The organism is Natronococcus pandeyae (assembly GCF_008122205.1).
GTDB classification, from domain to species: domain Archaea; phylum Halobacteriota; class Halobacteria; order Halobacteriales; family Natrialbaceae; genus Natronococcus; species Natronococcus pandeyae.
In genome coordinates this window covers 1-20,921 of record NZ_PHNJ01000005.1, presented here as the reverse complement: position 1 = coordinate 20,921, position 20,921 = coordinate 1, and the positions used below count along the sequence as shown (strand labels likewise).

The 20,921-nt window shown below is 64.8% G+C and carries 25 protein-coding genes, 2 tRNA genes and 1 pseudogene; 16 read left to right on the top strand and 12 right to left on the bottom strand.

What is annotated here, in order from left to right; all coding sequences use genetic code 11:
- Positions 1 to 33: 33 nt before the first annotated feature.
- Positions 34 to 591: a GNAT family N-acetyltransferase gene (locus CV102_RS10755; RefSeq protein WP_148858008.1), complete on the bottom strand. Its 558-nt coding sequence runs from the start codon at positions 589 to 591 to the stop codon at positions 34 to 36.
- Positions 592 to 645: 54 nt separating this feature from the next.
- A complete protein-coding gene (locus CV102_RS10750; protein WP_148858007.1) occupies positions 646 to 1,965 on the bottom strand; it encodes an NUDIX domain-containing protein in 1,320 nt (439 codons plus the stop codon).
- A 187-nt stretch (positions 1,966 to 2,152) separates the two neighbouring features.
- On the opposite strand from CV102_RS10750, the gene CV102_RS10745 reads away from it, so the two are divergent.
- From CV102_RS10745 to CV102_RS10730, 4 genes are all read left to right on the top strand, one after another.
- Positions 2,153 to 2,881: a cupredoxin domain-containing protein gene (locus tag CV102_RS10745; RefSeq protein WP_148858006.1), complete on the top strand. Its 729-nt coding sequence runs from the start codon at positions 2,153 to 2,155 to the stop codon at positions 2,879 to 2,881.
- A gap of 87 nt (positions 2,882 to 2,968) precedes the next feature.
- Positions 2,969 to 3,466, top strand: coding sequence for a metallophosphoesterase family protein (locus CV102_RS10740; protein ID WP_148858005.1), 498 nt, complete (start codon positions 2,969 to 2,971; stop codon positions 3,464 to 3,466).
- A 74-nt stretch (positions 3,467 to 3,540) separates the two neighbouring features.
- Positions 3,541 to 4,311: a coenzyme F420-0:L-glutamate ligase gene (locus CV102_RS10735; protein ID WP_148858004.1), complete on the top strand. Its 771-nt coding sequence runs from the start codon at positions 3,541 to 3,543 to the stop codon at positions 4,309 to 4,311.
- On the top strand, positions 4,308 to 5,333 hold the full coding sequence (locus CV102_RS10730) for a 5,10-methylenetetrahydromethanopterin reductase (protein WP_148858003.1): 1,026 nt from the start codon (positions 4,308 to 4,310) through the stop codon (positions 5,331 to 5,333). The genes CV102_RS10735 and CV102_RS10730 overlap by 4 nt, the downstream gene beginning before the upstream one ends.
- Here CV102_RS10730 and CV102_RS10725 read toward each other — a convergent pair.
- Positions 5,330 to 5,524, bottom strand: a complete 195-nt coding sequence (locus tag CV102_RS10725; protein WP_148858002.1) for a hypothetical protein — start codon at positions 5,522 to 5,524, stop codon at positions 5,330 to 5,332. The genes CV102_RS10730 and CV102_RS10725 overlap by 4 nt on opposite strands.
- A 120-nt stretch (positions 5,525 to 5,644) precedes the next feature.
- Between CV102_RS10725 and CV102_RS10720 the strand changes: the two genes are divergently transcribed.
- The 6 genes from CV102_RS10720 (at position 5,645) to yciH (ending at position 11,179) form a co-directional block, all read left to right on the top strand.
- Positions 5,645 to 5,920, top strand: coding sequence for a DUF7573 domain-containing protein (locus CV102_RS10720; RefSeq protein ID WP_148858001.1), 276 nt, complete (start codon positions 5,645 to 5,647; stop codon positions 5,918 to 5,920).
- 71 nt (positions 5,921 to 5,991) lie between these two features.
- The gene (locus CV102_RS10715) at positions 5,992 to 6,186 is read left to right on the top strand and encodes a cold-shock protein (protein ID WP_148858000.1); all 195 of its coding nucleotides are present in this window, start codon (positions 5,992 to 5,994) and stop codon (positions 6,184 to 6,186) included.
- Positions 6,187 to 6,519: 333 nt separating this feature from the next.
- Positions 6,520 to 7,497: an AAA family ATPase gene (locus CV102_RS10710; RefSeq protein WP_148857999.1), complete on the top strand. Its 978-nt coding sequence runs from the start codon at positions 6,520 to 6,522 to the stop codon at positions 7,495 to 7,497.
- On the top strand, positions 7,494 to 8,540 hold the full coding sequence (locus CV102_RS10705; RefSeq protein WP_148857998.1) for a DUF58 domain-containing protein: 1,047 nt from the start codon (positions 7,494 to 7,496) through the stop codon (positions 8,538 to 8,540). Before CV102_RS10710 ends, CV102_RS10705 begins: the two co-directional genes overlap by 4 nt.
- Positions 8,537 to 10,801, top strand: coding sequence for a transglutaminase TgpA family protein (locus tag CV102_RS10700; protein WP_148857997.1), 2,265 nt, complete (start codon positions 8,537 to 8,539; stop codon positions 10,799 to 10,801). The genes CV102_RS10705 and CV102_RS10700 overlap by 4 nt, the downstream gene beginning before the upstream one ends.
- An 84-nt stretch (positions 10,802 to 10,885) precedes the next feature.
- Positions 10,886 to 11,179, top strand: a complete 294-nt coding sequence (gene yciH, locus CV102_RS10695; RefSeq protein ID WP_005553381.1) for a stress response translation initiation inhibitor YciH — start codon at positions 10,886 to 10,888, stop codon at positions 11,177 to 11,179.
- Positions 11,180 to 11,339: 160 nt separating this feature from the next.
- Here the strand turns inward: yciH and CV102_RS10690 are convergent, their stop codons facing one another.
- A complete protein-coding gene (locus CV102_RS10690; protein ID WP_148857996.1) occupies positions 11,340 to 11,708 on the bottom strand; it encodes a rhodanese-like domain-containing protein in 369 nt (122 codons plus the stop codon).
- A gap of 66 nt (positions 11,709 to 11,774) precedes the next feature.
- Positions 11,775 to 12,347 (bottom strand): NUDIX hydrolase, encoded by a 573-nt coding sequence (locus CV102_RS10685; RefSeq protein WP_148857995.1) that lies wholly within the window; start codon positions 12,345 to 12,347, stop codon positions 11,775 to 11,777.
- Between the two features lie 109 nt (positions 12,348 to 12,456).
- Between CV102_RS10685 and CV102_RS10680 the strand changes: the two genes are divergently transcribed.
- Positions 12,457 to 12,945: an NUDIX domain-containing protein gene (locus CV102_RS10680; RefSeq protein ID WP_148857994.1), complete on the top strand. Its 489-nt coding sequence runs from the start codon at positions 12,457 to 12,459 to the stop codon at positions 12,943 to 12,945.
- Between the two features lie 24 nt (positions 12,946 to 12,969).
- Here the strand turns inward: CV102_RS10680 and CV102_RS10675 are convergent, their stop codons facing one another.
- Genes CV102_RS10675 through CV102_RS10655 form a run of 5 tightly spaced genes read right to left on the bottom strand, consistent with a single transcriptional unit; the run spans position 12,970 to position 16,184 of the window.
- On the bottom strand, positions 12,970 to 13,392 hold the full coding sequence (locus CV102_RS10675) for a DUF5809 family protein (RefSeq protein ID WP_148857993.1): 423 nt from the start codon (positions 13,390 to 13,392) through the stop codon (positions 12,970 to 12,972).
- 25 nt (positions 13,393 to 13,417) lie between these two features.
- Positions 13,418 to 13,828: a DUF5810 domain-containing protein gene (locus tag CV102_RS10670; protein WP_148857992.1), complete on the bottom strand. Its 411-nt coding sequence runs from the start codon at positions 13,826 to 13,828 to the stop codon at positions 13,418 to 13,420.
- A 49-nt stretch (positions 13,829 to 13,877) separates the two neighbouring features.
- Positions 13,878 to 14,357 carry a ribosomal protein S18-alanine N-acetyltransferase gene (rimI, locus tag CV102_RS10665; RefSeq protein WP_148857991.1) on the bottom strand — a complete coding sequence of 160 codons (480 nt, stop codon included), beginning with the start codon at positions 14,355 to 14,357 and terminating at the stop codon, positions 13,878 to 13,880.
- Between the two features lie 49 nt (positions 14,358 to 14,406).
- A complete protein-coding gene (locus tag CV102_RS10660; RefSeq protein WP_148857990.1) occupies positions 14,407 to 14,724 on the bottom strand; it encodes a hypothetical protein in 318 nt (105 codons plus the stop codon).
- Positions 14,724 to 16,184, bottom strand: coding sequence for a sodium-dependent transporter (locus CV102_RS10655; protein WP_148857989.1), 1,461 nt, complete (start codon positions 16,182 to 16,184; stop codon positions 14,724 to 14,726). Before CV102_RS10655 ends, CV102_RS10660 begins: the two co-directional genes overlap by 1 nt.
- 127 nt (positions 16,185 to 16,311) lie before the next feature.
- Between CV102_RS10655 and CV102_RS27215 the strand changes: the two are divergent.
- Positions 16,312 to 16,512 (top strand): annotated as a pseudogene (locus CV102_RS27215) (HalOD1 output domain-containing protein); the annotation flags it as partial.
- A gap of 275 nt (positions 16,513 to 16,787) precedes the next feature.
- Here CV102_RS27215 and CV102_RS10650 read toward each other — a convergent pair.
- On the bottom strand, positions 16,788 to 17,282 hold the full coding sequence (locus tag CV102_RS10650) for a ferritin-like domain-containing protein (RefSeq protein ID WP_148857988.1): 495 nt from the start codon (positions 17,280 to 17,282) through the stop codon (positions 16,788 to 16,790).
- A 257-nt stretch (positions 17,283 to 17,539) separates the two neighbouring features.
- On the opposite strand from CV102_RS10650, the gene CV102_RS10645 reads away from it, so the two are divergent.
- The 4 genes from CV102_RS10645 (at position 17,540) to CV102_RS10635 (ending at position 19,879) form a co-directional block, all read left to right on the top strand.
- Complete coding sequence (locus tag CV102_RS10645) at positions 17,540 to 18,382, top strand: DUF2267 domain-containing protein (RefSeq protein ID WP_148857987.1); 843 nt, start codon at positions 17,540 to 17,542, stop codon at positions 18,380 to 18,382.
- A gap of 468 nt (positions 18,383 to 18,850) precedes the next feature.
- Entirely contained in the window at positions 18,851 to 18,988 is a 138-nt protein-coding gene (locus CV102_RS25915) for a hypothetical protein (protein WP_187432935.1), read from the top strand.
- A 56-nt stretch (positions 18,989 to 19,044) separates the two neighbouring features.
- The gene (locus tag CV102_RS10640) at positions 19,045 to 19,740 is read left to right on the top strand and encodes a DUF7119 family protein (RefSeq protein WP_148857986.1); all 696 of its coding nucleotides are present in this window, start codon (positions 19,045 to 19,047) and stop codon (positions 19,738 to 19,740) included.
- A 65-nt stretch (positions 19,741 to 19,805) separates the two neighbouring features.
- Positions 19,806 to 19,879, top strand: a tRNA-Lys gene (locus CV102_RS10635).
- A 701-nt stretch (positions 19,880 to 20,580) separates the two neighbouring features.
- Here CV102_RS10635 and CV102_RS10630 read toward each other — a convergent pair.
- Positions 20,581 to 20,656 (bottom strand) — tRNA-Cys (locus CV102_RS10630).
- Between the last annotated feature and the right edge of the window lie 265 nt (positions 20,657 to 20,921).

Here is a 20,921-nt window from a genome sequence, read left to right as displayed (position 1 = left end):
CGCCGAAACTCGCCGTAAACGACCGCCCGCGTGCTACCGATCGCGCTCGTCCTGCCTCTCCTCGCGCAGTAGCCCGTACTGGATCGTATCGCGGTAGCCCCCATCGACGAACCGATCCTTGCGGATTCGACCCTCCTCCACGAAGCCGAGCGACTCGAGCAACCCGCGGGACACATCGTTGAAGTCGTACGCCGCCGCGCCGACCCCGGGCACGTCGTCCGTCCGGAAGACGTAGTCGACGACCAGGGAGACCGCCTCTCGGCCGTAGCCTTCGCCGTGGACCTCCGGAACGAGCCAGTAGACGAGGTCGGGCCGTCGCCAGTCTGCGTCTTCGACGGTAACCGCGCCGATTCGGCGAGTCGATCCCTCGTCGGGGGTGCCGTCGTCCGCGTCGTCTTCGTCGAGACAGACGAGAAATCGGTCCGCGTCGTCTTCGATCCACGCCTCGAGACGGTCCCGACTCTTCAGCGGCGCCCCGAGCGGGTAGCGAAGTTCGGGATTCGCGTAGGCCCGCTGGAGAAACGGGAGGTCCTCGTCCTCGAGCGACCGCAGCGTCACCCGCTCGCCGCGCTGGATGCGTGCTCCCGGCATACGTTATCGATAGCGACAGTCAGGAAAAACGTTGTGTGTCGGTCGGTGACGCCGCTACGCGTCTCGCCACGCCTCGAGTTCGCGAAGTTCGTCGGCCACGTCCGCTACGTCGCCGGTCTCGAGCCGTCCGCGCTCGGTAGCGACCTCGGTCACGCAGTCGGCGGGCGTCACGTCGAACGTCGGGTTGACGACGTCGATAGCCGCCTCACCGTCGTACACCGCCGATCGAGTCCCGGACTCGAGGTTCACCTCCTCGCGGGTCGAGATCTTGTCCGTGGCCGCGACGACCGTCACCGGCACACCTTCTCGGGCGGCGGCGATCGCGAGTGCCCGCGTCCCGGTCTTGTTCACGACGGCGCCGTCCGGACGGATCGCGTCCGCACCGACGACGACTCGGTCGACGTCCTCGCTCGCGAGAACGTGTGCCGTCGCCGCATCGGTGTGCAGCGTCACGGGGTACTCGTCCGCCAGTTCCTCGGCGACCGTGACGCCCTCTCGAGCCGGGCGGGATTCGGCGACGAACACCCGCGACGGATTGCCGTCGCGGAGCGCCTCGAGGACGGTCCCCGACCGCGAGAGCGTCACGACCGACCCATCGAGCAGGTCGGCCGCGGTCGTCGCCGCCTCGGCGTCGGCCTCGAGCGCGCGGTCGATTCCCGCGAGTGCGGACTCGAGAACATCGGGAGCACCCGCGGTGTCGTCCCCGGTGTCGTCGATAGCATCGGACATCGCTCGGTTCACCCGGTTCCGGAGCACTGCCATCGAGGGTCGGGCCTCGAGGAGTTGTCCCGCGAGCTGGGCGAGTTCGTCCCGCTCGCCCTCGGGGTCGTCGCCGTACTCGACTCGTTCGGCCACTAACAATCCCGCGCGATCGCGCAGCACCTCGAGCGCGCGGATCGACAGGGACGCGGCACCGTGTTCGTCGTCGGCGGCGATCGAGCGGACCGTCGGCGCGACGCGCTCGTAGGCGGTCCAGAGCTTCGGCACCGTTTCGCGGTCCGATTCGGGGTCGAGGAGTTCGGTCGGCGGAACCCACTCGAGTGCGTCGTGTTCCTCGCTCAGTTCGACGTCCCGATCCTCGCAGTCGAAGAGGGAGGGGTGGACGACCCACTCGCGCTCGAGGTCCGGATCCGTGAACTCGACGGGGCGGCCCGAACGGACGAGCGAAACGCCGTCCTCGAGGCCGGTTTCTTCGCGAATCTCCCGTCGAACCTGCTCGTCGGGATCGTCCTCTGCGAACCCCGAGACGCCGCCCCACTGCCCTGTATAGGTGCCGACGGCGTCGCTGCGGCGCAACAGGAGGATCTCGCCTCCGCTGCGGAGAAATGCGGTGACGACGTGAGACGGCTCTGCGTCCTCAGCTTTGCCGGTCATATCTGGCCGGATGACGCCGACGGTGGAGTCGCTTTCGGACGGGTCGGCGTCGTCAATGCGCAATTTCTGGCAGGAAATATAGATATTTATGAAGTTATCTATCGTCAACTACTTATACAGAACATATCAGTATACCACACTGTACACGATAGCTGTTGCAGCGCTGTCGTGTCTGGGTGGAAAATCAATGACGCAGGAGAGAGACGGAGCAGACGAATCTGTATCGTATCGACGAACGTTTTTGACCGCAGCGACCGCCGGCAGCGTCGCGCTCGCCGGCTGTCTGAGCGGCGACGACGACGGCGGCACCGACGACGAGGCCGAGAACGACGAAAGTGACGGCGATAACGGCGGGGACGACGAGGAGTCGAGCGACGAACTCCACGAGCGATACGGCTACCCGTCGACGTCGATGGACGAGGAACCGCCCGTCGACTACGATCACGAGATCGATCTCCTCATGGACTATCCCGGGGAGGACGAGGATCGGCCGCCGGAGTTCTACTTCGAACCGGCGGGGCTGGCGATCGAAGCGGGGGACGTGGTCAAGTTCAACTTCCTGACACCCGACCACGCGGTCGCGGCCTTCCACGAAGGCTTCGGACGAACGCACCGGGTACCCGAAGGCGCGGAACCGCTCTCCTCGCCGATGATGGACGTCGACACCTACTGGCTCTGTTCGTTCGAGGAGAGCGGCGTCTACGACCTCTACTGTCCGCCACACGAGTTCCTCGGAATGGGGATGCGGCTGGTCGTCGACGAAGCGAGCGGCCCCGCCACCGAACCGGCCGTCACGGAGGCCGAGGGGCAGGTGCGTCCGCCCGAGGAGGCGCTCGCCGCGACCTTCAACGCCGACGCGCTCGAGGCCGAGCGGATCCTCGAGGAAGGCAGCGTCTCCTGGCACGACCTCGAGTAAGCGGAGCGGAGTACGTCGACCGTCGTTGCGGGCAGGAATCGCGCGTTCGGCCGACCGTTTTCAAACCCGACTCCCGTAGTCTCGCCCATGTCGCGAATCGCCATCGTCGCCGATACGCACGTTCCATCGCGAGCGACCGGCGTTCCCGACTGGATCGCTGACGAAATCGAACGATCCGATCACACGATCCACGCGGGAGACTTCGATTCGGTACAGACCTACGAGCGGGTACGAGAGCTCACTGGCGGGGACCTGACGAGCGTGCGCGGGAACATGGACCCCCCGACCCTCGAGGTGCCGTCGGTGGCGACGCTCGAGATCGAAGGGACGACGTTCGTCGTCACACATGGAACCGGATCGCCGGACGGCTGGCACCAGCGAGTAGCGTCGACCGCTCGTGAAGAAGCGGGTCCGGATGCGATCGCCGTCGCGGGCCACACTCACGAGATCGTCGACACGACGATCGACGGCATTCGAGTGCTCAACCCGGGCAGCGCGACCGGCGCGAGCCCTGCCGACCGCGAGACGATGCTCGTCGCGACCGTCGACGACGGCGACGTCACCGTCGAGACGCTGACCGGGTGAGTTGTGGTGACGAACCAGACGGCCGAATGCTCCGGTGACGGTGCGTTTTTGGCGACGGTCGCCCACCTTCCTGTATGGAACTACACGCGGTGCCGGATCTGCCCGAGATCCGGCCCGGCGACGACATCGCTACGCTCGTCGCGGATCGGGCCACCCTCGAGCCCGGAGACGTCCTCACGGTCGCGAGCACGATCGTCTCGAAGGCCGAAGGGCGAACGGCGAACCTCGAGGACTACCCCGTCAGCGGCCGCGCGAAGGAGATCGCGAGTCGGATCGAAGACGTCGCCGGCGAGGAGAAAGATCCCAGGTTCGCACAGGCGGTGCTCGAGGAGAGCACCGAGTTGCTGATCGACTGCCCGTTCTTGCTCACCGAGACGCGATTCGGCCACATCTGCGTCAACGCGGGGATCGACCGCTCGAACGTGCCGGATCACGACATCCTGTTGCTCCCGCGAAAGCCGGCCGAGAGCGCCGAGCGCATTCGAGAGGGGCTGGCGGCCCGCGGCCACGAGGACGTCGCCGTGATCGTGACGGACACCTGCGGGCGGCCGTTCCGTCACGGCCAGCGCGGCGTTGCACTCGGCTGGGCGGGGATGCCCGCGAGCCGGGACTGGCGCGGCGAGGTCGACCGCGACGGCCACGAACTCGGCGTCACCGTCCAGTCGGTGGTCGACGAACTCTCGAGCGCCGCGAACCTCGTCACCGGCGAGGCGGCCGACGGGACGCCCGCCGTCGTCGTCCGGGACTGGGAGTTCGGCAACCTCGAGGGGAGCGACGAACTGTTCAGGGACGTCGAGGACGACCTGGTTCGCCAGGCCCTGCGAGAGTGGCGGTTCGAATCATGACTAACGCTAACACATCTGTAGACGACGAGACGACCTGGGGTATCGAACTCACGCCCGAACACCCGCTGGATCGGATGGCCGACCTCGCGGCACTGGCCGAAGACGAGGGGTTCGACGTCGCGTTCGCGAGCAGCCACTACTTCAACCGCGATCCGTTCGTCGCGCTCTCGCAGATGGCCGACGCGACCGACTCGATCCGGCTCGGACCGGGCATCGTCAACCCGTACGAGACCCACCCCGTGAAGCTCGCGAGCCAGACCGCGACGGTCGACGAAATCAGCGACGGCCGCGGCGTCTTCGGCGTCGGAGCGGGCGATCGATCCACACTCGCGAACCTCGGAGTCGAGCACGAGCGCCCGCTCCGGCGGGTCCTCGAGACGTTCGACGTCGCCCGCGATCTGTGGGCCGGCGAGACGGTGACCCACGAGGGGACGTTCACCGCGCGAGATGCCTCGCTCAATCTCGACGAGCGCGAAATCCCCGTCTACGTCGGCGCACAGGGGCCGCACATGCTCCGGATGAGCGCGAAACACGCCGACGGCGTGCTGATCAACGCGGCGCATCCGGACGACCTCGAGTGGGCCGCCGGCCAGCTCGAGAAGGGACTCGACGACCGGTCTAGTGATCGCGGAGAATTCGAGGCGCTCGCCTTCGCGAGCGTCAGCGTCGCTGCGGACGAGGACGCGGCGCGAGAGGCGGCCCGTCCGCCAGTCGCCTTTATCGTCGGCGGCGCGGCCGAACCGGTGCTCGAGCGCCACGACATCGACCGCGACGCGGCGAGTGCGGTCGGTGAGGCGGTCGAGCGAGGTGACCTCCAGGAAGCGTTCGGCCAGGTGACGCCCGCGATGATCGACGCCTTCTGTATCGCCGGAACGACGGAAACGGTCGCAGAACGGTTCGATGCGGCGCTCGAGCACGTCGACGGACTGGTCGTCGGCTCCCCGCTGGGGCCGAACCTCGAGGATGCGATCGAACGCGCGAGTGACGCAATCGAGCGCGTCGACCGCTCACCGAGCAGTTAATTCGACGTAAAGAGACTGCCGACGGCACCGAGGGTCAGCGCGCCGAAGACGCCGATCGAGAAGACGATGAGTAGCGTGCCAGCGAGGACGAGCAGGGGTGCGAGTCCGTCGCCCATCGCGACCTCGGTGAAGTGTTCGTTCATCTCCTGGATATTTTCCACGATGACGTTCAGCACTACGGCGGATTCCATGCGTGGGAATTGTCACCGGTGGTACTTGGGGGTGCCGGTCCGACCGGACGGGAGGTGCGGGCGAACGGAGGAGTCGGCCACAGCGGAGCGATTAAACCGATCCCATTCGTACGACGGCACGTGACTGACGACGCGACGCTCACCGATTTCGAGGCTGCGACGGACGAAACGGACGACGAGCGAGCGGCGCGCGAAACGACTCCCGACGCCGCCGAGCCCGACGAGACGGATACCGACGGGGATTCGGACGACTCGAGCGCAACCGAGTCGAACGCCGGGACGGCCCTGTCGACCTACGCCTGGGGAACGTACGCGTGTGCTCGCTGCGGGACGACGACCGAACGCGCCTGGCGCGACGACGGTGACTACGTCTGCCCCGGTTGCAAGCCCTGGTGATAGCCGATACACCCGAAATCGAGGGAGCCTCCCGAACATTTATATCTTCGTCGCGGCTCTATAAACTTGCAATGGCGAAAGGTACGGTCGACTTCTTCAACGACACTGGCGGCTACGGATTCATCGAAACTGAGGACGCAGACGAGGACGTGTTCTTCCACATGGAAGACGTCGGCGGCCCCGACCTTGAGGAGGGTCAGGAGGTCGAGTTCGAAATCGTCGAAGCCGATAAAGGGCCACGCGCGACCAACGTCGAACGGCTCTGAGGTGAATCAGCGGGAGGTATCGTTTTCCGATCATCGCTCGGTGAGTGGCGACGCTCGTTCTCGACGGAGTTCCGAGGAAACAGCCGGTCAGTGACTCGAGTCGCGGTCAGTATCGGAGCCACCGGACGTCGGTGTACAGCCAACCACACAGCCCTCACGCGATCGAATTACTGTAGGTGTGTGATCCGATTCGGTTGGTACAACCCATCTCTTCGGCACGCACACCTGAAACGGACCGTCAACCTGATCGACACAAAACATATGTTCCTAACACACAGATGACGTACTGATGAGCAATTCGGCCGGGTCCCCCTACGGAGATCGTTTTGAGCCATGACTGACGCCAACCCGACATCTGCGACTGGTCGCGAACCGCACACCCCGAACACCCTCCCCATATCCGCGATCGAATCCCTCTGTTCCGACGTCGAAGCGAACGTTTCGCGCGTGATCGTCGGCCACGACGACGCTATCGAACACGTGATCACGGCGATTCTCGGCCGCGGTCACGTCCTGCTCGACGACGTCCCCGGCGTCGGCAAAACGATGCTCGCTCGCTCGCTCGCGAGATCCGTCGACTGCAGGTTTCGCCGCGTCCAGTTCACGCCCGACCTCCTCCCCGCGGACGTGACCGGTGTCAACGTCTTCAACCAGAAGACGCGGGAGTTCGAGTTCAACGAGGGCCCCGTCTTCGCCAACGTCGTCCTCGGCGACGAGATCAACCGCGCACCGCCGAAGACCCAGTCGGCGCTGCTCGAGGCGATGGCCGAACAACAGGTGACCGTCGACGGCACGACGCGAGAGCTTCCGGACCCGTTTACAGTCATTGCGACCCAGAACGCCGTCGAGCCGAACCAGACCTACGAACTGCCGTTCGCCGAGGTCGACCGCTTCATGAAGAAACTCACCCTCGGCTACCCCGACGCCGACGAGGAGACCGAACTGCTCGGGCGGGCGGTCGGCCACCACCCGATCGACTCGCTCGAGCCGGTAACCGACCTCGAGACGCTCGTTCGCGCCCGCGAGACGGTCGCCGGCGTTCGCGTCGAGGAGCCGATCCGGGAGTACGCGACGCGGCTGGCGGGGTACACTCGCGAACACGCAGAGATCGGCGTGAGCCCCCGTGCGACGATCTCGCTGTTACGGGCCGCACAGGCCCGCGCGGTCACCGACGGCCGGGAGTACGTCATCCCGGACGACGTCCAGACGGAGGCCCCCGTCGTGTTGAGCCACCGCATCAAGACCGACAGTCGCGACCGGGACGGCGCGTCGGTCGTCGAGGACGCACTCGAGTACGTCCGCGTCACATGAGACTCACGACTCGGGGCTGGACCGTCGCCGCCATCGTCGCGTTCGGCATCACGATGAGCTGGCAGTACGGTCCGCGAGCGCTCAACGCCGTCGTCACGCCGCTGCTCGTCGTCCTGTTCGCCGGCGTTCTCACGACGGTCCGCGCCGAGCGCCCGCGAACGAGGCGGCGCCCCGTCGCCGAGGGATTCATCGGCGAGCGTCGGACGGTCACCGTCGCGATCGAAACCGACTCGAGCGTGGCGGCGACCGTCCGCGACGACGTCGGCGACGGACTCTCGGCACCGGGAGCCACCGCAGAGACGACGCTCGAGGGTGAAACCGGGTTCGAGTACGACCTCACCCTCGAGGAGCGAGGCGAACACCGGATCGGACCGCTGTCGATCACCGTCAGCGACATCTTCGGGCTCTTTGAGCGACGGTTCGAGTACGAGGAGACGACGACCGTCCTCGTCTACCCGCGCGTCTACGACCTGCGCGCGGGGGCGAGCCGCGACCTCGAGTTGCTCGCCGACGTGGCGAAGCGGGAGGATCGCGAGGAGTTCGACCACCTTCGGGAGTATCAGCGCGGCGACCCGCTCCGGGACGTCCACTGGAAGTCCGCCGCCAAGCGGCCGGGCGACGAACTGGTCGTCAAGGAGTTCGCCGCCGACGAGACGAGCGGGTCGGCGACGATCGCCGCCGAGTGTATCCCCGGTCGCGAGGACGAACTGGCGGGCGCCGCCGCCAGCGTCGCGACCTACCTGCTCGAACTCGACGTCAGCGTCGGTCTCACCGTCGCGGACGACGGGCGTCCGTCGAGCACCGGTCGCGACCACCACCGATCGCTCCTGCGATTGCTCGCCGTCGTCGAGGGCCGCGAACTCGATGACCGCGACCGGACGGAGGCGGACGTGCTCATCCAGTCCGACGCGAACGGGACGGTCGTCGTCATCGACGGGTACGAGATCCCGTTCGATCGGCTTCGCGGTGCCGCCGGAGACGACGCTCGTGTCGATCGTGAGACCAGCCCCGACGGCGGCTCCTCGCGAGGGGTGGCCGCATGAGCACGGAATCTCGCGGTCGAACCGTCGGCGTCGACCTCGACGAGACGATCGGCCCCGACCCGTTCCGTCTGCTCACACTCGGCTGCGTCGCAGTGTTGATCGGCTCGTACGTCCACGTTCTGCGGGAGGTGACCGGAGTCGTCGGCGGAACCCAGTCGCTGCTGTTGCTCGTCGGCGCGATGATCGTCGCGGCGACGGTGCTCGCACAGACGATCCGACCCCGAACCGCGACGATTGCAGCCGTCGTGGCCGTCGCCGTCGGCTTCACCTACTACTTCGAAGCGACCGGTGCCGGCGTCGGTACCGCGCTCACGGCGAGCGGGACGATCGTGTCCGATACCATTGCGCTCGCGACCGGCCTTCCGCTCCTTCGAATGGTCGAGGTCGGTCTCTGGACGCTCGGGTTCGCGCCCGGCCCCGCGTTCCTCTCGTGGTACCTCGCGCTGCGCGGGCGATACGCACTGAGCGTCCTCCCCGCGGGGTTCGCGCTGCTGTTTCTCGTCCTCACGGGTGACGCGGGAACGACGATCACGCTGATCGGGACGGTCGGCGCGATCGCCGCCGTCGGTTTCGGCGAACTCGAGCGCCGTGGCGGTTCGATCGCACAGGCCGACCTGCTCGCCGTGCTGTTCGCGGCGATCATCGTGCTCTCGCTGTCGGTGACGTTCCTCCCCGGCGACGATAGCGGTCCGGCGTTCGCGGACGGAAGCAGCGGGACCCTCGAGGGAACGATCGACACCGCGGACGAACAGTCGGGGATCAGCGGCCAGGTCGACCTCTCGCCGGAGGTCCGGTTTACGGTCGAGGCGGAGGAGCACTCCTACTGGCGAACCGGCATCTACGACCGGTTCGCCGGTGACGAGTGGGTCCGATCGGGCCAGACCGAGGAGTACGACGGCCGGATCGGCGCGCCGCCGGGCGAACACGAGACGACGACGCAGCGGATTACCGCCGAAACGGAACTCGGCGTCCTCCCCGGCGCGCCCCAGCAGGTCGGACTCGAGGGGCCGCCGGTGAGACACGCCGACGTCTCGAGTCACGGCCAACCACAGCCCGCGGATACGCTCGTCGAGGGCGACGAGTACGAAGTCGAGAGCGCGGTGATTGATCCCGATCCCGACGAGCTCCGGGCGGCGGGAACAGACGATCCTGAGTACGTGACCGACGAACACGACTACCTGCAGATGCCGGAGGACACCTCGAGCGAGTTCGAGGAGTACACCGCCGAGGTGACCGAGGGCGCGGAGACCCGCTACGACACGGCCGCTGCGATCGAACGGTACCTCCGCACGTCGAAGGGCTACTCGCTCGAGGTCGACCAGCCCTCGGGCAACGTCGCCGAGGAGTTCCTGTTCGAGATGGACGAGGGCTACTGCGTCTACTTCGCGACGACGATGGTCCAGATGCTGCGGAGCGAGGACGTTCCGGCACGGTACGTCACGGGCTACACGACTGGACAAAAGATCGACGACGACGAGTACGTCGTCCGCGGGCTGGACGCCCACGCCTGGGTCGAGGTCTACTTCCCCGACCACGGCTGGGTCGCGTTCGAGCCGACCCCCGGCGACGCCCGCGAAGACGTCCACAACGACCGCCTCGAGGACGCCCGCGACGAGGGCCGCGACGACGTGGATACGGAAGAGAGCGAAGACGTTCCGATCTCCGACGAAGCGGACGAGAACGAGTCCGACGACGAACGGGACGACGAGGAGAACGGCGACGACGAAGAGAACGGCGACGACACCGACCCCGACGACGACCCGCCCGGGAGCGACGACCATCCGAACGACGACACGGATGACGGATCCGGCGTCGACGACGGTGACGGCGACGGTGACCGCGATCTGAGCGAACTCGTCACGATCACGCGCGAGCAACTCGCGATCGGATTCGTCGCACTCGTCGGACTGGTGGCCGGCGTCCGCCGGACCGACGCGACGACGCAGGCCCGCCGAGAGTTCCGACTGTACTGGCACGGACGCCGGAGCGACCCCGACGCGGACGCTCGCCGCGCGTATCGCCGGCTCGAACGACTGCTCGCACGCGAGTATCGACCCCGCCACCGCGCGGAGTCGAGCCGGCAGTACCTGGCGGCACTGTCGGCCGAGGAGTCGGTCGATCCCCGTGCGAAACGGGTCGCGGAGGCCTACGAGCGGGCGACCTACGGCGGCGGCGTCGACCGTGAGGAGGCGAACGAGGCGATCACGACCGTCGACGAACTCGCTCGAGAGCGGCTCCCGATCCTCCGTCGGTTCCGTTGAGCCATCGATCACTCAAAAAGAATCGCACGACGCGATGTAGGTCCCGATAGTGTTTAATATGCCCATTTCGTATCATCGGACGTAATGTCGGAAGTCTGCTCGACGTGCGGGCTGCCCGAAGAGCTTTGCGTCTGTGAGGACGTAGCCAAGGGACAACAGCAACTCAACATCCGCATTGACGAGCGCAGATACGGTAAAGAGGTAACGATCGTCGAAGGATTCGATCCGAAGGACGTCGATCTGGACAGTCTCTCGTCGGATCTCAAGTCCAAGTTCGCCTGTGGTGGCACCGTCGAGGACGGCCAGATCGAACTCCAGGGCAACCACACCGGCCGCATCGAGGATTTCCTTCGGGACCGCGGCTTCAATGTCGCCTGAGCCCGCGATGATCTGAGACGACTTCCGAACCACGACTGCGGCGCGCATCGCCTCGGTATCGATTTCTCCGTCGTACGTGCGAAAGCGCACTGATAGCGACCAGCCCCGCGGCTGGTGAAAAAACGCTTCGAAGACGGAAGGCCGGTCTAAACGGAGCGACTCAGAACGGAGACTCGGCGTTCGCGGACTCGTCGGCGTCGCTCTCCTCGTCTCGAACGAGACCGTACTTCAGCCCGTACTCCTCTAACCCACCAGCCATGCTCTCGACCGTCGCGTCGGCGGTACCCTCGTAGGAACCGATGAGTCGGGCGGCCTGGACGCTCGCCTCACCGTGCGGACAGACGGTGACGATACGGTCGGCATCCTCGAGTTCCTCGATACGACCCGAGAGTTCGTGGAACGGGAGGTTCTCGCTGTCGGGGATGTGGCTGTGTCCGAAGCTGTGCTCGTCGCGGATGTCGACGATACGAACGTCGGCATCGTCATCGAGGAGTTCCTTGACTTCCTCGGTCGAGATTTCGCCGTCCATGTTTCGCGAGTTAGAACGCCGCGTGAATAAGCCCCACGGGTTACTGTCCGTTCGAGCGCGTCCTCGTTAGAGCACCCCGTCCTCCTTCGCGAGCAACAGTGCCGTCATCGTCGAATCGTTCGCCGGCTGCTCGCGAGCGCGCTCGAGCGCGTCGTCGATCGGCACCGTCGTCACCTCGAGGAACTCGTTGCTGTCGAGTTCGCGCTCGCCGGGCTCGAGTCCCTCGGCGTAGACGATGGCCCGATCGTGGCGGAGCACGCCGGTCGCGACGGCGTACTCCTGTAGCAGCGACGTACTCGAGGGGCGAAAGCCGGTCTCCTCCTCGAGTTCGCGAGCGCCGGCCCGCGTGTAGGATTCGCCGTCCTCGACGATTCCAGCGGGGAGTTCGAGGTGGGTCTCGCGGATCGTCGGACGGTATTGCTCGACGAACAGCAGGCGGTCGCCGTCTTCGTCGTCCGCGTCCTCGAGCACCTCGGCGTCGATCCGGGCGACCACGACGACCGCGGGCGGCAGATCGGCCCAGTAGTAGCGCTGTTCGCTCCCGTCGGGCTGGACGAGTCGGTCGTAGCCACCATCGTACCAGGGCGTCTCGTACTCGGTCACTTCCTCCAGTAGCTCCCACTCCTCGGGGTCGGTCATGGTGGAAGGCTGCGTCCTCGAGGGTGTAATAGGTGCCGTCTCCGTCGGTCGTCCCCGTCCAGAATCGACGATCAGCGGCGCTTTTGCCAGTCCCTCTCCCGTTCGAAACGTGTTCGGCGATATCGTCCCCGACGCACCGCGGGAGCGACAGACGATCCGCGTCTCGAGGGCGGAGTTCGAGTCGTTCCGAGAGTGGGGGATCGACGGCACCGGACTGACGGCCGCGGCTCGCGTCCGTGACTCCCGTGGCCGAACTGCGCTCGTCAAGAACCGGTGGTCAACCGGCTGGATACTGCCCGGCAGTGTGGTCGAGCCGGGCGAACGCCTTCGTGAGGCCGCACGGCGTGAGGTTCGCGAAGAAACCGGCTTGCATCCGATGATCGACGAACCGCCCGTCGTGCTCGAGCAGACGTACGTCTCGAGTCCCGACGAAGCGCAGTTCGACGCGGCGTACGTGGTCTATGCGGCCAGCGCTGGCGGCAGGATTCCGGATAGTCGCGAGCCAGGAGAGACTCCGGACGAGATCAGGGCCGCGCAGTGGTTCGAGACGCTACCCGACGAACTTCACGACGGCGACCTGCTCCGCCCGTATCTGTAATCGGTCTCGACGCGCCGTTTCCGTTCAGTCAGAATCCTCGAGGAACTCCCGATAGAGCCGGCCGAACGCCTGCCGTCGCAGCGTGGCGACCGCGGCGTCCTCCTCGTCCTGGAAGGTCGCCGCGACGGCGTCGCCAGTCGGCCCGGCGTGCCAGACGACGTGGTCGACGTCCTCGTGGCCGACTTCCGTCACGTCGCCGTCGGCGGACTCGCGCCACTCCTCGTACTCCTCGCGAGAGCCGACGGTAACCTCGAGTAGACTCGCAAACAGCGCGTCACGGGCGGTCTCGACGACGTCGCCGGTGACGCGCTCGTCGTACTCCTCGCGGTCGAACTCCATCGATTTCGCGACCTCGCGGACGACCGTCTGTGCCGCGGGGCCGACCGACTGGTACTGGGTGCGTGCTTCCTCCGGCGACTCGAACGTGAACGTCCCCACCGTGTGCATACGCGACCAGTCGACGGACGGGCAGTTACGCGTTTTCGTTTTCGTCTCCGGACTCGTTCGCATCCGGATCGTCGGCAGAATCGGGAGCCCCCATCTGACGCGTCATCTCGCGTGCTTCCTCGAGCACGCTCTCGGCTTCGGTCGTCATCGCGCCGCGGCCCGGCTGGTTCGCCTGGCGCGCGAGTTCGTCCTCGAGCGCCGGCGGACGGCCGGGGTCGTGTGCGTGATCGTCGAACTCGGGCGTCTCGACCTCGGTCGCGTGCTCGCCGACGATCTCGCCGAGTTCCTCGGGGCCGCAGTCGGCCCAGTCGGGGGCGTGCTCCTCGAGCCAGGCTTGATGGTCCTGACGGCCGAGCGAGGCGGTGACGGCGAGGTGGTTTGCGAGGTGAACCGCATCGGCCTCTTCGACGTCACAGACCGGGCAGACGTATCCCATGGGCGGCCGTACGAACGCCGGCGGTAAAACGTCCTCGCACCCCGCTGGCTCACTCGAGCTTTCGGAGCATCACGATCGCGTCCTCGTCGTTGTAGTACCCCGGAACCCGGCGAAGCCCCTCGAAGCCGAACTTTCGGTAGAGGCGTTTCGCGCCGTCGTTCGACTCCCGAACCTCGAGTTTGACCGAGTCGGCACCGTGGGCCGCGAGGACGGGGAGTACCTGCGACAGCAGCGCGGAGCCGACGCCGCCACCGCGTCGGTCAGGGTGGACGGCGATATCCTTGATGTGGCCGAGATCACGGCCGTAGTTTCGCGTCACGTCGGCGACGACGTATCCCGTGATCTCGCCCTGTCCACCAACCGCGACGAGAAATCCGGGTTCCTCGACGAACCGTTCGAACGCGTCGTAGGGCCAGGGCTGGGCGAACGACGCGTTCTCGATGCGAACGACTGCCAGCAGATCGGCGCGCTCTGCGGATCGGATCGAGAACCCGCTGTCGTCGTGGCTCGTCGGAACCGGGGTTGTCACACCCGTTACTACCGTCTCGAGGCCTAAAAGAGGTGACGCCAGAGACGGCTCAGACGCGATCGAGACGGTCGATCTCTTCGCTCGACCAGTCGTAGTAGTGCATATCGGTGTGTTTGAGCGCGTCGACACACTCGTTGTGTTGCTGGCGGGCCTCGTCGGCCAGCGGATCGTTCGGGTTGTTCTCGATCCACTCGCGCAGCTCCGCGAGCGACTCCGGCGAGTAGGTGTCCATTCGGTCCTGGTGTTTCAGAATCTCGACTTTCCGGTCCTCCTGGCGCAGCGTCCGCACGAGCGACCAGGTCGCGATGCCCCAGAACGCCAACAGAGTAAAGGCGAGCATCCCGATGACTTCGGCGGTCAGCGCCATCAGTCATCACCCCCAGTGAGGTCCGCGGTGTCCGGTTGTTCGCCGCGACCCTCGATGACGGACATGAGCGCGTAGCCGATGATCGGGAACAGCACGAGCACGAGCATGCCGCCGATCATCTCCGCCGTGCCGAAGTTCTCCCAGGCGAAGTAGGCCATGATGAACAGCATCACGGTGGGGATAACGTACTTGATGACGGGATTCCACCAGCGGCCGACGTGGATGCCGGCGTTCTGATTGACCGCGAGCAGGCGGAGCCGTTCGGGGCCCATCACCCAGCCGATGATACCGATGATCATGAGCGTCGCCAGCGGCAGTCCCCAGTTGCCGAAGACGAAGTCCAGGTAGTCCAGGATGTCGACCGAGTACGCGCTCGGCAGGCCGAGCAGCCAGATGCCGCCACAGACACCGAGGACGGTCTGGGTCCGCGTGAAGCGCGTCTCCTCGGCCAGTGTCGTGACGCTCACCTCGGTGATCAACAGCCCGGAAGTGAACGTCGCGAGGAAGAACCCGACGAAAAAGAGGATGGCGACGAGCCCACCGAGCGGAATCTCGGGGAAGACCTCCACCAGCGAGACGAACGCCAGTCCAGCGCCCGCGTCGGGTTCGATACCGACGGCGAAGACGATCGGGAAGATCGCGAGCGCTGCGAGGATGCCGATGCTCGACTCGCCGATCGCGGTGAATACGCCGCCGCCCAGCGGAACGTCGTCGTACTCCCGCAGGTAGCTGCCGACCGTCAGGGCGATCCCCCAACCCAGGCCGGTCGAGAACAGCGCCTGTCCGAGCGCGGCGATCCAGGTGTCGCTGTAGGTCAGAAACGCCCAATCGATCGTGAACGCGAAGGCGATCCCCTCGCTCGCACCGTCGAGTGTGAGCCCGCGGATCGTCATGACGGCGAGGGCGATCACCAGCGCAGGCACGGCGTAGACAACGATTCGCTCGACGCCCCGCCGGATGCCGAGCGCGAGTATCGCGGCAATCGACCCCATCACGACCGTGTGGAGCCCGATCATCAGTGCTGCGTTGTCGAAGAGGCCGAGCATGAACGGCTCGGCTTCGAAGCCGGGTTGCGTGAACGTAAACAGCAACGAGTGGACCGCGTAGTACAGCGTCCACGCGATCACCGGTGAGTAGTACGACATCAGCGCGATGTTCACGAGGAGGACGACGACCCCGAGGCCGACCATTCCTCCCCGACCGACGACGTCACGGAACGCGCCGATGACCCCCTTGTTCGTGTATCGGCCGAGCGCAACTTCGGCCATCAGTCCGGGAACTGCGAGGAGGAACAGGAGCACCAAGAACGCGAGGACGAACGCACCACCGCCGTTGTTCCCCATCACGTACGGGAATCTCCAGATGTTTCCAGCACCCACCATGGCACCGATCATCGCCATCAAGAACCCGAAACGCGTTCCCCACTCCGCTCGAGCCGTTTTTGTCGGAACGTCTGCCATCGTAGACTCACCACGATTCGCACGACCCGCATCGTCGTATAGGTGGGTTATACGTTATCGTGAAACACAGCAGTAATGATCGATTTCGACTGGCCTGGAAAACGGTGCTCAGCAGGCATAGTTCCCTTTGGCCGGAAGCGCGTACGGATCAGCCACACACCGACGGAGCGTCGGTTGCGGGCGCTCAGGAGGGGGAAGCGACGTCGTCTCGAGGCACCTCATCGACCTCGACGAACGAACGGAGGTCGACCTCGACGCGCTCCCGCCGCTGTACGAGCGAATCGAGCCAGACGCGCTCGCACAACTGCTCGAACACAGTAGCGGTCACCTCTCCGTCTCCTTCGTCTACGCAAAATACTGGATCACCGTCACCGACGTCGGTCAAATCAGTTCGATCCGCGATCGAACGTCGCGATGTCGGGCTGACGGTTCTTCGCGAGTAGCTGATTCGTCGTGCCAAAAAATCGGACCGAAACGAGCTACGTCTCGTCTTCCTCCTCCTCGTCCTCGTCGGAAGAGGTCGTTGGCTGCTTGTCCTCGGTTCCACCGTACTGGGTCTGTTCCTCGTCGTTTTCGTTCTCGTCTGTCTCGTCAGTCATGGGTTTACTCGGCCGGGATCGCGTCCATCTCGAAGGACTCGGTCAGCTCCTTCAGTTCGTCGAGCGCGTCCTGTTCTTCCCGAAGGTTCTCCTCCAAGAGGTCGGCTGCGTCGTCCAATCCGAGCTGGTCCGCGAGCGGGATCAGGTTCCCGTAGGCGGCGATTTCGTAGTGCTCGGTCTTCTCCGCTGCGGCCATGCTGTGGTAGTCGAGTACCTCCTGGGACGGGTTCTCCTCGGTAAACTCCTCGTACTCCTGAATCAGCCCCTTGATCCCCTCACACTCTTCTTTCTCGGGCGGCTCGCCGAACATCTCGAAGACCTCCTCGAGCCGATCGATCTGGCCCTCCGTCTCTTCGCGATGCTCGGCGAACGCCTTGGCGATCTCCTCGCGTTCGGTGTGCTGCTCGAGATCCTCGAGCGCATCGAGTAGTTCGTGTTCCGCGTGATAGATGTCCTCGAGGCCGTGCTCGAACAGATCGTGGATGGTATCGACGCTCATGGGTTAACCAGCAATGGCTCCGCTATCCGGGTGAAAAAGTCGCGTCCCTGCGAGGGCAGGCGATACCGAGATCACCACTCTTGGAGCGGCTGTACTGGTAGAGCACCATTTCGAGGAAGTCGTTCCCCGGCTGGTACAGCGCCGAGAGCCAGTCCCGACTCGAGTGACGCCCCATAAGACTCCATGTACTTGCACGCAACGCACTCACTCGCGTTCGTCCACCAGTGTCTACCGGCGCGATCGCGCCGGGGATTCGAATGACCGCGAACGAAAGCGACCTCCTCGAGCAAATCGCATCGACCGACCCCGTCGACTCGACCGAGAGCGCGCGCGAGGTCGTCGAGGCAACGATGGAGACCCTCGGCGAACGAATCACTGACGGACAGGCCACAGATCTCGCGGCGACACTGCCCGACGTCGCCGCCGACCCGCTGCGAGAGGCGCATCCACGAGAGGCCGAGGAGTTCTCGCTCGCCGCGTTCGTCGCCCGCGTCGACGAGCGAACGGACGCGACGGACGACAGTGACGACCCGGTAGAACCCGTCGACCGCATCCGCGCAGCACTGACCGGGATCGGAACGGTTGCCGACGAAACTGAACTCGAGCGCACGCGGGACCAACTCCCCGGAGCGTTCGACGTCGTCTTCGAACCCGGCCAGCTGCTGGACGACGAGGAGTTCTACGGTATCGTCGCAGAGGGCCTTCCGGACACCGTCGACGCTGGACCCGAAGAAGCGACGGACGCGACACTCCACGTCCTCGCGGAGCGCATCACCGGCGGACAGGCTGGTGATCTCGCGCTGTACCTGCCACGGGAGGTTCGACGGCCACTCGTCGACAGCGACGAAGAGACCCGCAAGTTCGACCGAGACGAGTTTCTCGAGCGGATCGCGACGCAGACCGACGTCGAACGGAGCGACGCCCCCGACCTCGCGCGGGCAGTGTTCGACGGGATTCGCGAGTCGACGGCCCGCGAGGAACTCGAGAACGTCCGTACGCAACTCCCCGACGAGTTCGACGACCTCTTCGATAGCTACTCCCCACCACAGGATGACACCGGGTCGTCGGCCCACTCGCGTCGTGGGACTCGGGAGAGCTGACAACCGTAGAACACAACCTCCCTCACCAGTGCCTCACCTATCGGCTAATTTTGCCACACCTCAAAAATTCGATCCGTGATAGTCTCTGTGAAGGCGATTTCGGTTCCGGGAGAGTGATCGTCTTCCCTTCGATGACCGGTCGGAAGCGTCGAACGGACAACTCAAAAAAACGCGCGCGGTTCACAGAACGTCCGTAACGACGGCCCCGACAGCCCGAACGTACCGTCTTCCAGTCCCGGCAACCGAATCGGTCCAGTCCGAAAAACGGAATCACCGAGCCTCGAGTGGACACAAACTGGCTGACAGGGAGCGCGCGCGGAAATAGCACCGTCGCGGAATCGTTCTATTCCGGTGGGCTCTGGTGAGAGTGGCGTCCGAGATAACGGCAGAACTCACCTCTAGGACAGAGCACGGGTATCGCTTGCGGCCGAAGCGCTACTTATCCCTCCGGACCTCGAAGGGGGTTCCATGACTGACGCGGTCGAGCACACACCAGAGACATCCGAGGAAGACGACGAACGCGACGACTCCCACCTCGACGACATCGAGGAAGGCGCGGGTTGCACGGAAATCTGGGAGCACCTTGCAGAGAAACGCGGAAACTGAGTGAGATACTTACCGTAGCATCGCCCTTTTTGACTGCGCCACCCCTACCAGAAGTCATGACTGACAACCGGCCCCGCGAGAACGCTGTCGACCGCGACAAACGTGGTCGATCAGTTCCCACAGACCGTGAGTCACCCGTTGGCACGCCGGTCATCCGGGGCGACGAATCGGTCGCTGGAACGCACGCCCGCGAGGCCGTCCAGTTCAATCCCGACGATCCAGAGAGCCTCGCCAACGCCGCCGAAACCGTCCACCAGTTCGCCAGTGGCGAAATCGCGGACGACCACCTCTACATGCTTCGCGGCGCTGCTGCCTGTGCCGCACTCGTCCGCGGAGAGGGGTCGTACAAGGCCGCAGCCAAACGTGCGGGGGGAGATGCAACCATCTCGTTCATTCGGAAATGGGCCCGCGTCCACGATCTGCCGCGGTCGGTCCGCAAACAGGTCGCGCTCGGCCAGATCGCGCCGACAGCGGCTAAACACATCGCTCGTGTGGCCGGCGAGGCCCGTCTCCTGCTCGCCTGGGCAACCCTCGACGGAGATCTCACCGTTCGTGAGGTTCGCAGCGTCGCCAGTGCCGTCAACGACGGCACCCCTATCGAGCAGGCACTCGAAGAGTACGACGTCGAGCTCGGCCGGATCGACGTAACGCTCTCACCAGCCACGTACCGGGATCTCCGGCGTCGTGCTTCCATTGACGACGTCAAGCCCGGTGAACTCGTGACGAACGCGCTCGAGGAGTACTTCGAGTAATCTCCGTCGTATTCCAGACCGAGAAAGAAACGTTTAACCACTACTCACCGATAGTAGGAAACGAAGGGCCGGTAGCTCAGTCTGGCAGAGCGTCTGGCTTTTAACCAGACGGTCGCGTGTTCAAATCGCGCCCGGCCCGCTTTTCGCCGCGAGCAAATCCTCGAGTGGCAAAACGGTCACAAGCGATCTGAAGGAGAGAAGTCGCAGTGCAAGCGGAGCGAGCAATCGTCTTCGCGTAGTTCATAACCGCGCCCGGTCCACGTTCTGACGAGAACAGTTCAAGACAGGGAGAGCAACGACCGTACTGTAGATCGCCGTACGTTCTCCCCTGTTCCGATACCCAGCTGATCCGCCGCGATTAGTGGCGGCGAACAGTCAGTCTAGTCGACCAGCGAAACTGGGAGTCGAACTCGAACGACTGTCATCATTGAGAACCCCCAAAACGGGCCCACAGTCATGGATACCAATTTGATTAGGAGCTAGAATTATTTTCCCATAGCAGATACGGTAAGACGCAGTTAACTCCATTGACAGTCACAGTGATCCTACCGGTGTTATTCAACGCCGGAGGTCACATTTTCGATACACAACCCGTAGTCAACAGTTTGTTACTCTGAAGAGCTACAAATCAAGTGAGCGTATTGGGAAAGCTCAGCCGTAACGTCTCTCGTTCTGCGCTCAGACGAGAGATACACCAAAAATTGGACAGAGCAACAGCTCAGAGACGAGTGACGACAACGAGCCAAGGACCAAGTTTGAACCAGAGAAAGATCCACTCCGTTCGCCGTGCGTGACTCAAATCGACAACAGTTGTTACTCGCGACGAACTGTTCTCGCAAAAGCCAAGGGCCGGATTTGAACCGGCGGTGGGCGGCTCTGCAGGCCGCTGCGTTCGGCCGGACTCTGCCACCTTGGCGCGGTTTAGTGTTGTTACTGCGTTCGTTTAAACGTAGCGGTACGGCCCAGCGAGACGAAACTCCGTACGCTGAGGCGTGCCAAAATACAAAAATCCCACCCGGAGCTGATGCTCCGTGTGAGTGATGGAACCGGGCAGTGGAAGGACCACTCCCCGGACGGTGCGACCGCTGGTCGGTCGCGTGATGAATGAAAGTATGAGTGGAGGCGGCGAATCGGATTTCCCAGAGGCTCGCGCACTCCAGTACTCGCCGAAACGCAGGCGG

Excerpts from the sequence above, each read along its gene's own strand:
- CV102_RS10755 (WP_148858008.1), bottom strand. The coding sequence starts at position 591 with ATGCCGGGAGCACGCATCCAGCGCGGCGAGCGGGTGACGCTGCGGTCG.
- CV102_RS10750 (WP_148858007.1), bottom strand. The coding sequence starts at position 1,965 with ATGACCGGCAAAGCTGAGGACGCAGAGCCGTCTCACGTCGTCACCGCA.
- CV102_RS10745 (WP_148858006.1), top strand. The coding sequence starts at position 2,153 with ATGACGCAGGAGAGAGACGGAGCAGACGAATCTGTATCGTATCGACGA.
- CV102_RS10740 (WP_148858005.1), top strand. The coding sequence starts at position 2,969 with ATGTCGCGAATCGCCATCGTCGCCGATACGCACGTTCCATCGCGAGCG.
- CV102_RS10735 (WP_148858004.1), top strand. The coding sequence starts at position 3,541 with ATGGAACTACACGCGGTGCCGGATCTGCCCGAGATCCGGCCCGGCGAC.
- CV102_RS10730 (WP_148858003.1), top strand. The coding sequence starts at position 4,308 with ATGACTAACGCTAACACATCTGTAGACGACGAGACGACCTGGGGTATC.
- CV102_RS10725 (WP_148858002.1), bottom strand. The coding sequence starts at position 5,524 with ATGGAATCCGCCGTAGTGCTGAACGTCATCGTGGAAAATATCCAGGAG.
- CV102_RS10715 (WP_148858000.1), top strand. The coding sequence starts at position 5,992 with ATGGCGAAAGGTACGGTCGACTTCTTCAACGACACTGGCGGCTACGGA.
- CV102_RS10710 (WP_148857999.1), top strand. The coding sequence starts at position 6,520 with ATGACTGACGCCAACCCGACATCTGCGACTGGTCGCGAACCGCACACC.
- CV102_RS10705 (WP_148857998.1), top strand. The coding sequence starts at position 7,494 with ATGAGACTCACGACTCGGGGCTGGACCGTCGCCGCCATCGTCGCGTTC.
- CV102_RS10700 (WP_148857997.1), top strand. The coding sequence starts at position 8,537 with ATGAGCACGGAATCTCGCGGTCGAACCGTCGGCGTCGACCTCGACGAG.
- yciH (WP_005553381.1), top strand. The coding sequence starts at position 10,886 with ATGTCGGAAGTCTGCTCGACGTGCGGGCTGCCCGAAGAGCTTTGCGTC.
- CV102_RS10690 (WP_148857996.1), bottom strand. The coding sequence starts at position 11,708 with ATGGACGGCGAAATCTCGACCGAGGAAGTCAAGGAACTCCTCGATGAC.
- CV102_RS10685 (WP_148857995.1), bottom strand. The coding sequence starts at position 12,347 with ATGACCGACCCCGAGGAGTGGGAGCTACTGGAGGAAGTGACCGAGTAC.
- CV102_RS10675 (WP_148857993.1), bottom strand. The coding sequence starts at position 13,392 with ATGCACACGGTGGGGACGTTCACGTTCGAGTCGCCGGAGGAAGCACGC.
- CV102_RS10670 (WP_148857992.1), bottom strand. The coding sequence starts at position 13,828 with ATGGGATACGTCTGCCCGGTCTGTGACGTCGAAGAGGCCGATGCGGTT.
- CV102_RS10660 (WP_148857990.1), bottom strand. The coding sequence starts at position 14,724 with ATGGCGCTGACCGCCGAAGTCATCGGGATGCTCGCCTTTACTCTGTTG.
- CV102_RS10655 (WP_148857989.1), bottom strand. The coding sequence starts at position 16,184 with ATGGCAGACGTTCCGACAAAAACGGCTCGAGCGGAGTGGGGAACGCGT.
- CV102_RS10650 (WP_148857988.1), bottom strand. The coding sequence starts at position 17,282 with ATGAGCGTCGATACCATCCACGATCTGTTCGAGCACGGCCTCGAGGAC.
- CV102_RS10645 (WP_148857987.1), top strand. The coding sequence starts at position 17,540 with ATGACCGCGAACGAAAGCGACCTCCTCGAGCAAATCGCATCGACCGAC.
- CV102_RS25915 (WP_187432935.1), top strand. The coding sequence starts at position 18,851 with ATGACTGACGCGGTCGAGCACACACCAGAGACATCCGAGGAAGACGAC.
- CV102_RS10640 (WP_148857986.1), top strand. The coding sequence starts at position 19,045 with ATGACTGACAACCGGCCCCGCGAGAACGCTGTCGACCGCGACAAACGT.